Origin of the sequence: Psychrobacter sp. DAB_AL32B (assembly GCF_002224105.1) — a bacterium.
Classification (GTDB): domain Bacteria; phylum Pseudomonadota; class Gammaproteobacteria; order Pseudomonadales; family Moraxellaceae; genus Psychrobacter.
This window is the reverse complement of the sequence record NZ_NEXU01000049.1, coordinates 25,932-39,550: the sequence shown is the minus strand read 5'-3', so window position 1 is coordinate 39,550 and position 13,619 is coordinate 25,932. Positions and strand designations below refer to the sequence as shown.

Below are 13,619 nucleotides of genomic sequence, written 5' to 3'. Positions count from 1 at the left end.
CTACGTATGATGCCTGTGTGCTAAAAGAAAGTGCGAAGATTCATGAGTTGATTGCTGAGGCTAAGAAAGAGGGTTTAGATGGTGAGTAATTGAGCGGTTATCGTAGAATAGGTTAGGTTTGCCGAGCTTTCATAGAAAACGAAGACAAAGCACAGCCTATTCTACGTACTCAATATATTTATAGTATCCTGATAAATATCTAATTTTTTATCTAAAAACTGAGAAAGAAAAACTCTCTTCTTTTTATTGTCGGATATATAAATAATTTCAGACTCTTCATCAAAATACTCTTCCTTTATATCCTCAACTGCAAACCTCATTACTACTTCACTACCATCTATTTTATCTTCACTAGCCCTATAATCCGAAACAGAAATAAAAGACTGTGTATCTTTAGGTAAATTTTTACCAATAAATTTAAAAATCTTAACTAAGCTACTTGGATCAATATCTTCTTTCAAAACCCCATCTAACAAAAGAGGCAGTCTATGAATGCCATCAGTCTCCAAAATTATTTTATTAAAGCAAAGATGATAAGCCAGCATCGTAGAATGAAGCTCTACGCCTTGATATGGAAAGGAGTTAATACGATAAATATCTAAATATCTATCTTCTTCTAATGGCTTTACCTCTAAATCGGACAAAGCTTTTTTAAACAATCTAGAAAACTTATTCGCTTTCTGAGCTCTTAAAGAGTCTGCTTTAGTTTCATCAAAGTTGTTTAGTTTTTTCTTTGTATCTTCCAATTTACTATTAAGTTCAAAAATATTTGCTGTTAAATTGTTATACTGACGTGCATCAGCTTTTATTTCTATCCAAGTATTATAGTCTATATCTAAATGTTCAATCTTCTCCAAAACACTATATCTTTTTTGAATATTTTCTTCTAACTCTTCTATCTTACTTCTATAACTATTAATTTTTGATTGACATACTTTTAACTTATCTTTTAAGTGTTCTTCAATTTTTAGGTTATCATTCTTTTTTTGATGATACTCATATATTCTCTCTAGAGAATAATGAAGCGTTTGCAAACATGCTGGACAAGAATCGATACTATCAAATTTTTGATGTTTAATATTACTCTTCGTTTTTCTAACTATTTTTAGATGGTTTTCATAGATAGCAAGTTGGTTAGCATTTTTTATTAAATTAGTTTTAGCTTCTTGTAAGCTCCGATATAACTCAACATAATCATTAATATATTCTTGTGCCTCTACACCAAAAGCTTCATCTACGTTTTTTGCTATTTCAAAATTGGTACTACTTTTTTGCTTATCAAGTAATTTAATCTCAGTATTAAGCTCATTTCTTTGTTTGTTAAGTGCAATCAACTCTTCTCTGTCCCAGTTTGTTGATATTCCTAAATAATAATCTAAATAATCACGTCTGAAATCTTTATAAAACTGAAAGTTTGAAAAAGACTCTTGTAGATATACCCAACCAACAGATTGAGAAACATAATAAGGTAAATAAAATGCTTCAAGAGGAGCAGTAATGTAATCTCCTCTATACTCAACATACATATTGAAACCAAAAATATTACTAAGATAATTTTTGAACTTTGTACGTTCTCTACCAGTATTCGCACCGACTCCATAAAAAGAAATTAATCTTTCATCATTTTTCTTTAGATAAATTGTACCATCATCTCGAATTAAAATATAATTAGTGAGTTCGTCTTCATTCTCTAATGTAAAATCCAACCTAAAAACTGGTTGCATATCTAAAACTTCACTAAGTTTTTCTTTTATATCATTAATACCAAGAGCATATAAAAAGCTTTGAATTAAAGTGCTTTTTCCTGATGTATTGCAACCACTAACAATATTAACTCTCTTATTAAACGTCTGATAAAAACACACCTCTTTATCTTCAGAATATACAAACAAACTCTTAAAATTAATAATATTCACAAAAAATCCTTATCGTAATGCTCGACATACGCACATAAGCAAGCAAAAAAAACATCGATATCATCTAGACTTATTTTAATATTTTTTTTAATCTCAGTCATATATAAACTAAACATCTCTGATGTATCATAGCATGTACGTCGATAATCATGATTAGCAACGAAATTCTTTATCTCTAAGTGTTCAAAATTACTTAAATCTTTAAAGTACTCGAAGGTTTCTCTTATTTTATCTTCAGCATTCTCTTGAATAAATATAGGTATTCTAAAAGTAGGGGCAAAAGAATTAGCATTTTCACGCCATTTCTTATATGTCTTTTGTTCTACTTGAATAATCTCTAAAGTCTTTTTAAGGTCATGCCCGTATAGTCTTTTTGATTCATCTAGTAAGCTAGCTATACCTTTTTGATTATATATTTGTTCAACTCGTTTAAACAGCTCAATGAATAGCTCAACAGATGCTTTAGGGTCAACGACATGTGAAAAATTCGTAGACATTAAACCTATCAAAGCTTCTTTTTGTTTTTTAGCGGTTTTTGGAAAGTCGATCCATTGGAAATTTAAGTTATTGAATTCAGTCTCGTCAACTGTAACAGACTTACTTTGACAGTGATTTTGGACTTGGATGTTAAACTTATCTTTAATATTTTGTGGTAGATCTTTAAATATTTGTTTTTCATTTTGTTCATTGATATGACAGTATTCTGATTTTTCACCTTTAATCTTTTGGCTCTTATTTGGATTGTATTCAAAAGCCATATGAGTGTTTGATATAAAAGTCAAAATATGGTCGTAGCTTTTGCACTTAGGCATGTTGTCTTTTCTAAGAGTAGTTCCAACTCCAAGTATTTTCGTTATGATTTCACCAAAATCGGCATTAATTTTCCATACAGATCCTGATTTCTTTTTAGACTGATAGGTATTAACCTTTAAAAGCGTCTTAGAATCATCTGTTGTAAACGCAAATAGAAAGTCATCTTGATGTTCTATGCACAAGAAAAAATCTTTATCTTTGTAGAAATCATAGTTTTCAAGTAGTAAAAGGAGTGCACAGTTTCTCTGCAACTCAAAGCCTGTTTGAGCTGTAACACCTGCATTTACAGCTTTGTCACTCATCTAACCGTCCTAACTAAGTTGAAACAATTAATTCCTTAGTAATATAAAGGTCTAAAACATTGATAGCAAGTAAGATAGTAGTTTTAATAGCTCATTTCACTTAATGAATATATTTATATACTTCTAGTTGAATAGGGTCATCTCCCCTACTTCTCAAAAACCCAAACCCCAAACACAAAAAAGGTGAGCCGAAGCCCACCTTCTTATTTTAAAAAACAGCTGTCTAAAACAATACTCTAAAATAACTTAGCCTATATCTTAACGCAACCAAGCACGGGCGTTACGGAACATGCGCATCCACGCGCCATCTTCGTCCCAGACAGCCGGTTTCCAGCTGTGATTGTACGCACGTAGCGTACGCTCAGGATGCGGCATCATGAGCGTAACGCGACCATCGGTGCTACACAGACCAGTGACACCGCCAACCGAACCGTTTGGATTGAGCGGATACGTTTCAGTTGGCTGACCTTGGCTATCGACAAAGCGCATAGCGAGTTGACCGTGTTTTGCCATGCCATCGATTTCTGTCTCGTTAAGCGTGGCATAGCCTTCACCATGAGCAACCGCAATCGGCAAGATACTGTCTTGCATACCTTTGAACAGGATGGACTTGGTACGCTCGACTTTTACGTTGACCGTACGCGCTTCAAAGCGAGCTGATTTATTGGCGATAAAGCGTGGGAAGTTTTCCGCACCTGGGATGAGATCTTTTAACTGCGCCATCATCTGACAACCGTTACAGACGCCAAGTGAAAAGGTATCAGGACGGGCAAAGAAGCGCACAAACTGCATGCGTAATTCGTCATGGAACAAGATAGAGTTTGCCCAACCAGAGCCTGCGCCCAATACATCACCATAACTAAAGCCACCACACGCGACCAAACCGTCGAAATCACGTAGATTAATACGACCGCTGAGCAAATCGCTCATATGCACGTCTACCGCTTCAAAGCCAGCTTGAGTAAAGCCTGCTGCCATTTCTGTCTGACCGTTGACACCTTGCTCACGCAAGATGGCGACTCTTGGTTTGTTTTCGCGACTAGCTAAATATGGCGCTTCGACTTTTTGATTGAGATCGAAGTTTGGCGCAGCGATAAGACCTTTATAGTTTGTATCGGCAATCAAGTCATACTCTTGCTGTACGCAAGCAGGGTTATCACGGCGACGAGCGATTTGATAGCTGACCTGACTCCATTCTTGCTGCAACTCAGTACGGCTAAAGCGTAAGGTGTCATCGCCCATATGCAACGGCGTTTGAATAAGCAGACTGTCTTCTTCCGAGCTTTGACCGACCAGACTAAGCATATCGCTAACGTTATGCTGTTCTGCCAATTCCATCAAGGCAGCGACATTTTCTGGCAATACTTGAATAACTGCACCCAGCTCTTCACTGAACAATTGACCCAATAAGTTATCGTCAGTCAATGATAGCTTGATACCTTGACGGCTGGTGAATTGCATCTCAGCGATAGTCGCTAGCAAACCACCATCACCGATATCGTGATAAGCGCTGATAACTTCTTGCTCGTTACCCGCTTGGATAAAGTTAAAGAAATCGATCAAGTCACTTGGCTGTGCTAAATCTGGGCAGTCATTGCCTAATTGGCTTAAAGTTTGCGCGAGGATTGAGCCGCCGAGGCGCAGTTTGCCTTTGGATAAGTCAATACGATAAAACGCGCTATCGCCATTAATGAGCTCAGGCGTTAAGGTTTTTGCAACGTCAATAACAGGCGCAAAAGCCGTAATCACGAGGCTCATTGGCGAAACCACTGATTTATCCGTGCTGCCCTGCTTAGAATTGTTGGCATTGTCATCTGTCCAATTGGCACGCATCGATAGCGAGTCTTTACCGACTGGAATGGCAATACCAAGCGCTGGGCATAACTCTTCACCAACGGTATATACCGCGTCAAACAATGCAGCATCTTCTGTATCGTCGCCACACGCTGCCATCCAGTTTGCCGACATGGTGATATCAGATAGCTGAGTAATACGTGCGCCAGCGATATTGGTGATTGCTTCACCAACTGCCAATCGTGCAGAAGCTTTTGGGCTAATAAGCGCGACAGGCGTCCGTTCGCCGACACTCATCGCCTCACCACTCATCGGCTGACCATCTAAAGCAATCAAGCCTGAAGCGGTAATCGCGCAATCTGATACTGGCACTTGATAGCGACCAACATATTGATCGCGGACGACCATACCAGTGATAGAACGGTCACCAATACTAATTAAGAATGACTTGCTAGCAACGGTTGGATGACGTAAGACGTCTTTGATTGATTCGGCTAGATTAACTTCGCCTAATTCTAATGCTGGCAAGGTAGTCTCTGTACGGCTAAAGCGACGCTTCATCTGCGGCGTACCACCAAGCAATACTTGCATAGGCATATCAACTGGCTGTTCCGCTAATAATTCATCATCAACGATCAGCTGACGAATATCCGTTGCTGTACCCAAAATCGCATATGGGCAGCGCTCACGGGCACAAATGGCATCGAACTGGGCTTCGCTTTCAGGGCGAATTGCGAGTACGTAACGCTCTTGCGCTTCGTTTGACCAAATCGCCATCGGTGACATGCCAGCTTCTAATGACGGAATACGGCGTAAATTTAGATGCGCGCCCATTTCATGGTCATTGACCAGCTCAGGCATAGCATTTGATAAGCCACCTGCACCGACGTCATGGAGAGAAACAATTGGGTTGCCATCTTTGCCATTGTTGCTGGCATCGACATCATTACCCGCTAAGGCCCAGCAGCGATCCATCACTTCTTGGCAGCGACGTTCCATCTCAGCGTTATCACGCTGAACGGAGGCAAAGTCCAAGCCTTCATCTAATGAACCACTATCAACAGAAGAAGCCGCGCCGCCGCCAAGACCAATCTGCATGGCAGGGCCACCAAGGACGATTAATAGATCACCTTGTTGAATGGCGTTTTTTTCAATGAGGTTGCGTTTGATATTGCCGTAACCACCTGCCAGCATAATCGGCTTATGATAGCCGCGCATTTGGCTGCCATCTTTTGCCGCTGAGGTATCAAGCTGGAAGCTACGGAAGTAACCGCATAGGTTCGGGCGACCAAACTCATTAGAGAAATTAGCACTACCTAATGGTGCTTCGGTCATGATTTCAAGACTGGTTGCCATACGATCCGGCGTACCATAATCCTGCGTGCTCAATTGACCAGACTGCTCCCATTTTTCGGCAAGCTCTGGGATATGTAAGTGCGACACATGGAAACCTGTTAGACCGGCTTTTGGTTTACCGCCACGACCGGTTGCGCCTTCATCACGAATCTCACCGCCTGCACCCGTTGCTGCACCAGCATAAGGGGCAATCGCGGTTGGATGGTTATGAGTTTCGACTTTCATTAAGATGTCGATTTCTTCTTGATGAAAATCGTAAGGATGGGCAGCATTTACGTCGGTTGCATCAGTAGGAACGGGATAAAAACGCCAGCCTGCAGACCCTGCCATTACTGCTGCGTTGTCTTTATAAGCAGACAAAATGCCTTGCGGATTGGCTTTATAAGTATTTTTAATCATCTGAAATAATGATTTTGGTTGGACTTCACCATCAACTGTCCACTCAGCGTTGAAAATCTTATGACGGCAATGCTCTGAGTTCGCCTGTGCAAACATCATCAGCTCAACGTCAGTCGGATTGCGCTTTAGCTCATTAACGTAAGCATTCATTAAATAGTCAATATCTTCGCTAGATAAGGCAAAACCAAATTCTGTATTGGCAGCCTCTAACGCAGACTGCCCTTCGCCGATGACATCAATATGATTGAGCGACGCTGGCTGCTGGTCATCAAACAGCTTATTTACTTCTGCTAAGTCATAAACCAAGCTTTGGGTCATACGGTCAAACAATAACTGCTCGGCTACCTTTGGCAAATGCTTACTAGCAGCATTACCCTCAAGTGTTAGGGTATAAACGATAACGCGCTCAACGCGATTGATCGCAATTTCACAGTTATTAAAAATATCGGTCGCTTTACTTGCCCATGGCGAAATCGTACCAAAACGCGGACCAACAATGACTTGTAGTTGATTGTCTTGCGGGGCTTCAAGTACAGTCGTACTGTCAACCGCCAGTAAATCCAACGCCTTTTTATGCTCATCACCGTCTAATTCCCGTGACAGCACATAAACTTGCTGAGTATTAATTTGGCTGACATTTAGTTCGGTTTTTTGCTGAAACTGACTGATGAGTTGCTGCGTCTGAAAATCGGTAAGAAACGGTTGTCCGGCGATGGTCATCATAAAGGCATATTCCATAGGATATAGGCAAGAACAGGCATCTCTGCCATGCAAAGTAAATGGTCCGCGTATTATAACAAGAAGCCCTGTAATAAGCAGGTCTAAACCAAGATAAATTGCTAATAAGCGCCGCCAAACAATCACTAAACCTCTGTTATAAAGGAAGCTAGCGTTACTTTTTAAGCACTATTTAAGCACTATAATTTCATAGCAGAAACTTTAAATCTCTGCCGTCACAATTTTTACCTAAAGCTTGTAATCCTTACAAACACTCACATCGCATTACTGGCAACCTATATAAATAGACTACCCCTCATCGGTATTCTAGATAACAGTTACTGACGAGCGAGGTGTTTGCTCTTTTAATAAATAGCACTTGCTCGTCTACACTGAAAAATTAATAACTATAAATTTAAAATTCAATGAATAGCCATTCAACTACTATAATGAAAAAGGATATCCACTATGAGTAAACAAGACCATATCGACAAAATTCAAGATGTCATCAAAGATGTTAAATTTGCAATGATGAGTACCACCAATAAAAAAGGTGATATTCATGCTTGGCCAATGACGACCAGTGAAACCAATCTTGGTGTAAAAGAGATTTGGTTTATCGGCGATAAAACATCAGATGTCGTAAAAGACATTCAAGACGACCCAAGAATCGGTTTGACTTATGCCACCCAAGATGCAAAAAACTATGTCTCTATCAGTGGTAATGCCGAACTATCAACCGATAAAGACAAACTAGATGAGTTGTGGTCGCCTGTTTATAATGCCTTTTTTGCTAACGGTAAAGAAGATGAGAACGTGCAGTTAATTAAAGTCGTACCTCATGGTGCAGAGTGCTGGATTAGCGGCAGCTCAGTCGTAAATATGTTTAAAATGGCGGCAGCTGCGGTACAAGAAGGTAAAACGGCTGAAAATATGGGTGAAACCTTTTCAGTGACTTTATAAAGTAATCTGTATAGTCAATTCTAAATAAAACAGATACATGATATTTTTACGCGAAACTGGAATAAATTTTCCTGGCTTGCTGTGCCTACGTCGACAGAGGCTGCGAAAAATCCATTTCAGTTCCGCTGTATCGTTTTTATACTGAACTCACTATAGGATAAAGCATGAGTCAGAATATATCAGTCCGTTGAAAATGATGTACTTTTATTAAGAGTGAGAGTTTTTATAAATATAAGCATAATAAATATAAGCTCACTCTAATAATAGTACGTCACATCATGATCAATATTTATAACAATATTTCATAACGCATTCATAACGCATTCATAACGCATTCATAACGCATTCATAACGACAAGGATAAATATTATGAGTAAACAAGAACAAATGGATAAAATTCAAGCGCTGGTGAAAGATGTTAAATACACCATGATGACTACTCGTACCAGCGACGATCATCTACATTCTTGCCCGATGAATACCACCGAAACTAGTATTGGTGCCAAAGAGATTTGGTTCATTGGTCATACACCATCTGAGACTGTTGAAAACATTAAAAAGCATCCTGAAGTTAATCTTGCCTACGCAACCCAAGATAACAAAGACTATCTGTCTATCGCAGGTAAAGCCGAACTGGTTGACGATAAAGACAAGCTCGATGAATTGTGGTCAACTATCTACAATGCTTACTTTGAGCATGGCAAAGAAGATCCAAAAGTGCAGTTGATAAAAGTAGTACCGCACGGTGCAGAATATTGGGCTAATGGTAATTCATTTGCTAATGTATTTAAAATTTCTGCCGCAGCGGTAACAGATACGGCTGTTGGTGATAGTTTGGGTGAAAATTTCTCAATAACGCTATAATCTTTATCTTTCGCTAAAGTTTAACCTTTATTAGCTATGAAAATAATTTACTAATAGCATTATTTTATAGCAGGATAAAACAATAAAAAACGCCAGTAGCAATATGCTTACTAGCGTTTTTTATTGTTCATTTAATCAGGTATTAATCATACATTAATCACGGTTATTGTGGCGGTTTTGCATAGCCATTATCTGCTGGATACGCTTGTGGCTGTTTTGATTTAGGCTGAGGCTTATACTTAGGTTTAGCAGGATCGTACAGCTCATAAATAACGGTACCAATAATTCCCGTATTCTCTATCGAACCGGTATCAGTATTAGCAGCATAAGCGTTGTCTGGTTTGCTAAAAATAAAGGAGGCAACCGCACTGTTACTTTTTCGGAAGCCCTCAATGACCAACTCATCATTTGGATTCAAAACATAACCGCTATCATAACGACTGGCTGTACTGCCATCGAGAACATTTAAGCCATCGACACTGGCGACGATCTCATACGTGTTGGCGCTATTATTGTGGTAAACCAAGCGATAGGCTTGACCTGCTTTGCCTTGCAGATAGTAATTACTACCATCACGATAAAGCGGTAGTTGTCCACTATCCGTAGCGGCTGAGAATTCAACTTTTCCGGCCAGTAAGGACATACTATTTACCGCACGCCCCTTATAATTTTTGTCAGCGTAAGAGACCTGCATTTGCGCAATAGGCTCGTCACTGACACGACGTAGATCAACGGTGGTCACTTCTGAGTCAACATCATCACCCCACTGAGTACCCAAACGTTCTGATTCAGCCGCGTCTTGCATCGACTCTGGCTGTCTTGAATCGGTTTGCATATCCGCTGAACGGTCTTGCTTTGACTGCTCTTGCGTACTTTGTGCCACATCTGCGGTTTCTTTTTGCATGGTTGGCGATGACGAACAACCTGTTATTAGTGCCAGTAATAAAACGGCAGCGGCTGACTGTTTCTTTTGCAATGTCATATCCATATCATATCCTTATTTGAATGATTTTACGCCATACCTATCCAATGCTTATTTCCAATGCTTATTTTTTTTATTTACTTGTTTCAGTATATCTTAAGCTTAACTATAATCACAGAATAATCAAACAGTCTCTAATCAAATATAGTTAACCAATAAAAATAGGCAATAAAAAAACGCCAGTGGCTGGTGCGACTGGCGTTTTTTATTGTCTAGATTTTACGGTTTTGATATCAATGCAGTAGATTTAGTCACTATATATTTAGTCGCTAAATATTTAACCACTTTGTTTTAAGTAAGGCCAAGCTGCTCTTAAATAAATCATCATCGACCACAAAGTTAAAATTACCGCTGCAACCATTAGCACATAGCCGACAGTTTCAAGTGACTCCCAGTTTAATAGTAGCACCGTAATGGCTATCATCTGAAAGGTGGTCTTAAGCTTGCCCACATAAGAGACAGCAACACTGGTGCTTTTGCCCAACTCTGCCATCCATTCGCGCAATGCTGAGACGGCGATCTCACGTGAGATAATCACAATAGCCGCAATCGCCATAATGATATTAGGATGCCATTGCACCAATATAATCAGTGCGGCGGCTACCATTAGCTTATCAGCCACGGGATCTAAAAAGCGACCAAAGGCTGATACTACATTAAGCTTACGCGCAAAATAGCCATCGAGCCAATCGGTAATTGCAGCTAGGATAAACACACCAGTCAATAATAAATGGCGTAATAAGCTATCGCTAAACTCACTCATACCCACCTTTGCAATCACATTATCTGAGATTGCTGGCATGCCAATTCCCATGGCAGGCGGCCAATAGGCGATGGCCACGAATAGCGGAATCATTAAGATACGCGCAATCGTCAGGTTGTTGGGTAAATTAAAAATACTCTTGGTATTTTGCGGCTCCTGCGTATGCAAATGCTTACTCTCAGTCATGGCAAACCCAGTTTAATATAGACATAATAATGGCAGATAGCTTAGCATTTTTCAGGCAAGTCGTCATGCCATCTCTGTATGTTCGTTGATACCAGCCGTACATTCTTATAATTAAGCGTCTTTTATACTGAATTGACTGCCTATTTACTCTAAATAATTCCTGTTGTTTAATCAAAATTGCTTAACAAAAATATCGATATACCACTGAGCCTTTACAATAGACTTAATAAACCCATTGCTTGAAACGTAATAACATGTAAACCAGCTTAGGTAAATCATAAGATTTCAGTTATGATGACCTGACAACATCAATACAGTTGTACACTGAATATTGTAAGTAGATGTAAGAATTTCTTGAAATATCATCCTTTGACATCATCTTTATATTAACAATAATAAATTTGTATCAATTTATTTGTGGCTAACGATTCATTACTGCATGATTCATTATTAATAGTTCAGCATTAATAGTTCAGCCGCATAATAAGTTTTCCTCAGTCCACGGTTCCTCCTCCGTGGGCTCTTTTTTTACCTGTAACATACTGATTTATATATAATTAATATTTTAATATATTGAATTGACCACCAATTTGACCACCATCTGCTCAAAATTCTGATGATCTCATTTCTCTCAAAAGTACAATCATGCTCGCCAGCTTTATTAGTAGCTTTCATACCTACTCACCATTGCCTTCAGATAAGTATCTAGTGTTCTCTAGTATGCACAAAAACCTTAAATATCAATTCTAAACAGTTGCCGAAAAGTTACCAATCGTTTACAGTTGGGTAAATATTACCCTGGTGATTGGTCATGAGAAACTTAGTGGTTGTTGGTTTGGTATTAGCTCTTGCTGGGTGTGGTGGTTACGATGACATTGACGCTATGAGGGACGCCACTATGGGCTCTACTGGCGTCGTTGGTGGCAACAATGGCTCTAACAGTGGTAATACAACCAAATGCTATGAACCTAATGTGCTGAATGCCACTGGGACACGTGTTATCGATGGTGATACGGTAGAGGTTACTCAAGCATCAGGACAAAGCGAGCGCGTACGTTTACTAGGTATTGATGCACCAGAATCGGCACAAGAGTACGGAACAGAAAGCACTACTGCCTTATATCAGTGTACAAACAATGCTATCGTTACTATCGAATGGACTGAAAGAGATAGATACGATCGTCTGCTTGGTAAGGTCATTGCTAATAATGTTGACTGCAACTTGAACCAATTGCAAAAGGGTGCGGCTTGGCATTATAAAGAATATCAAAGTAGTCAGACACCTTACGATCGCATTGAATATGCCAACGCTGAGATTGTGGCGCGTTCAAATGGTAGGGGCTTGTGGGCAAATCGATATCCTATAAAGCCATCTGATTATCGAAGCGGTAAAAATAGCTCCGACCTCAACTTTAATAATGATCGTTTGCCATCAAAAGGTGCTAGTAAATGCTATAGCAAACCTAGCGCAGGTTCCTCTAATGGTTCTGGCACTATTATACCATTGCCACCTACCGGCTCTATCTGCAGTAACTTTATTAAGAAAACCTGTAGTCAGATAACAACATGCGTAGAAGCCCAGCAGCAACTTGCCTGCGGCAATACGCAGATAGATGGCGATAAGGACGGTGTGCCATGCGAATCAATATGTCTAGGTGGTTAATTACCCTATTAGCTCTATCGATAGTTTCATGCACTCCTGTAGTTCAAGATGAAAACTATGGTGCTGGCTTCGTTCCAGTGCATGAGGAATTTTGGGGAGCTGATAACGACACACCTTACCCATTCACTGCATCAGGTGAGATTGGATGTAGTTACCATGTAGAGTTTGGCCGCGGAGTATTCTTTGCGCCGATGGGATTTACTGATGAGTCTTATGTTGGTACCCCACTCAACAAGGCTGCTGCCAATATAATTAAGGTAATAGGTGTAACGCCAAACGTGCCTTATAGCATTAAGCAAGGTGCTGATTTGAGTGAGGCTAGAGAGATTGGATTGAAAGTATGTGATGAGCAGCGGGACATGCTTGAGGATGGAAAGAATTTTTAATATAACCCAGTATCTTATATTATTGGATTTACTAAACAGTCGTTGGCTAGACGATTAACAATTGTAATTTAGAGAACAATATGCAACTTACCCAAAAAGAAGCTGAACACCTGATTTCCTTAATTAAAATACCTGTGGACATAGGTGGTGGATTAATCTTTGATCATCTAAAAAAAGTTGCAACACTAATTAGTTCAGATAAGAGAGAGGAATTTTTTTTAAATATTACACCAGGCAAATTTGACCTTCACAAAATCACATATCAGACTAGAGCAAGGAAGAGTATAATCTTAGTTAGGTTAGATATAGGTGGGCCACCGCATAGAAACCCTAATGATGAAGAAATTCCATGCCCTCACATTCATATATATAAAGAGGGTTACGGTGATAAGTGGGCTTATGCCCTACCTACAGAATTTGATAACTGTAAAGACATGTGGGAATTTTTCGAAATATTCCGTAAATTTTGTAATATTTCTATTAATCCATTTAACGAACCTACTGTGAGTTTTTGA

The 13,619-nt window shown here is 39.4% G+C and carries 10 protein-coding genes; 5 read left to right on the top strand and 5 right to left on the bottom strand.

Going from position 1 to position 13,619, the window contains the following annotated elements; translation table 11 throughout:
- Positions 1–161 precede the first annotated feature (161 nt).
- The 3 genes from CAN34_RS05590 to purL all read right to left on the bottom strand — a co-directional run bounded on the left by CAN34_RS05590 (position 162) and on the right by purL (position 7,303).
- On the bottom strand, positions 162–1,916 hold the full coding sequence (locus CAN34_RS05590; RefSeq protein WP_089554810.1) for an AAA family ATPase: 1,755 nt from the start codon (positions 1,914–1,916) through the stop codon (positions 162–164).
- Positions 1,913–3,031, bottom strand: coding sequence for a hypothetical protein (locus tag CAN34_RS05585; RefSeq protein WP_089554809.1), 1,119 nt, complete (start codon positions 3,029–3,031; stop codon positions 1,913–1,915). Before CAN34_RS05585 ends, CAN34_RS05590 begins: the two co-directional genes overlap by 4 nt.
- A gap of 258 nt (positions 3,032–3,289) precedes the next feature.
- The gene (gene purL, locus CAN34_RS05580) at positions 3,290–7,303 is read right to left on the bottom strand and encodes a phosphoribosylformylglycinamidine synthase (protein WP_089554808.1); all 4,014 of its coding nucleotides are present in this window, start codon (positions 7,301–7,303) and stop codon (positions 3,290–3,292) included.
- A gap of 462 nt (positions 7,304–7,765) precedes the next feature.
- On the opposite strand from purL, the gene CAN34_RS05575 reads away from it, so the two are divergent.
- Positions 7,766–8,260, top strand: a complete 495-nt coding sequence (locus tag CAN34_RS05575) for a pyridoxamine 5'-phosphate oxidase family protein (RefSeq protein ID WP_089554807.1) — start codon at positions 7,766–7,768, stop codon at positions 8,258–8,260.
- A 369-nt stretch (positions 8,261–8,629) separates the two neighbouring features.
- Entirely contained in the window at positions 8,630–9,124 is a 495-nt protein-coding gene (locus CAN34_RS05570; RefSeq protein ID WP_089554806.1) for a pyridoxamine 5'-phosphate oxidase family protein, read from the top strand.
- A gap of 163 nt (positions 9,125–9,287) precedes the next feature.
- Here CAN34_RS05570 and CAN34_RS05565 read toward each other — a convergent pair whose 3' ends face one another.
- Together CAN34_RS05565 and pgsA are read right to left on the bottom strand one after the other, a co-directional pair.
- Positions 9,288–9,959: a hypothetical protein gene (locus CAN34_RS05565; RefSeq protein WP_254423103.1), complete on the bottom strand. Its 672-nt coding sequence runs from the start codon at positions 9,957–9,959 to the stop codon at positions 9,288–9,290.
- Between the two features lie 424 nt (positions 9,960–10,383).
- A complete protein-coding gene (pgsA, locus tag CAN34_RS05560; protein ID WP_079690714.1) occupies positions 10,384–11,055 on the bottom strand; it encodes a CDP-diacylglycerol--glycerol-3-phosphate 3-phosphatidyltransferase in 672 nt (223 codons plus the stop codon).
- Positions 11,056–11,866: 811 nt separating this feature from the next.
- On the opposite strand from pgsA, the gene CAN34_RS05555 reads away from it, so the two are divergent.
- The 3 genes from CAN34_RS05555 (at position 11,867) to CAN34_RS05545 (ending at position 13,619) form a co-directional block, all read left to right on the top strand.
- Entirely contained in the window at positions 11,867–12,718 is an 852-nt protein-coding gene (locus CAN34_RS05555; protein WP_089554804.1) for a thermonuclease family protein, read from the top strand.
- Positions 12,691–13,104, top strand: coding sequence for a hypothetical protein (locus CAN34_RS05550; RefSeq protein WP_254423102.1), 414 nt, complete (start codon positions 12,691–12,693; stop codon positions 13,102–13,104). The genes CAN34_RS05555 and CAN34_RS05550 overlap by 28 nt, the downstream gene beginning before the upstream one ends.
- A gap of 80 nt (positions 13,105–13,184) precedes the next feature.
- Entirely contained in the window at positions 13,185–13,619 is a 435-nt protein-coding gene (locus tag CAN34_RS05545; RefSeq protein ID WP_174668344.1) for a hypothetical protein, read from the top strand.

Coding starts and splice junctions, on each gene's coding strand:
- CAN34_RS05550 (WP_254423102.1), top strand. CDS start 12,691: ATGCGAATCAATATGTCTAGGTGGTTAATTACCCTATTAGCTCTATCG.
- CAN34_RS05575 (WP_089554807.1), top strand. CDS start 7,766: ATGAGTAAACAAGACCATATCGACAAAATTCAAGATGTCATCAAAGAT.
- pgsA (WP_079690714.1), bottom strand. CDS start 11,055: ATGACTGAGAGTAAGCATTTGCATACGCAGGAGCCGCAAAATACCAAG.
- CAN34_RS05585 (WP_089554809.1), bottom strand. CDS start 3,031: ATGAGTGACAAAGCTGTAAATGCAGGTGTTACAGCTCAAACAGGCTTT.
- CAN34_RS05555 (WP_089554804.1), top strand. CDS start 11,867: ATGAGAAACTTAGTGGTTGTTGGTTTGGTATTAGCTCTTGCTGGGTGT.
- CAN34_RS05545 (WP_174668344.1), top strand. CDS start 13,185: ATGCAACTTACCCAAAAAGAAGCTGAACACCTGATTTCCTTAATTAAA.
- CAN34_RS05570 (WP_089554806.1), top strand. CDS start 8,630: ATGAGTAAACAAGAACAAATGGATAAAATTCAAGCGCTGGTGAAAGAT.
- purL (WP_089554808.1), bottom strand. CDS start 7,303: ATGATGACCATCGCCGGACAACCGTTTCTTACCGATTTTCAGACGCAG.
- CAN34_RS05565 (WP_254423103.1), bottom strand. CDS start 9,959: ATGCAAACCGATTCAAGACAGCCAGAGTCGATGCAAGACGCGGCTGAA.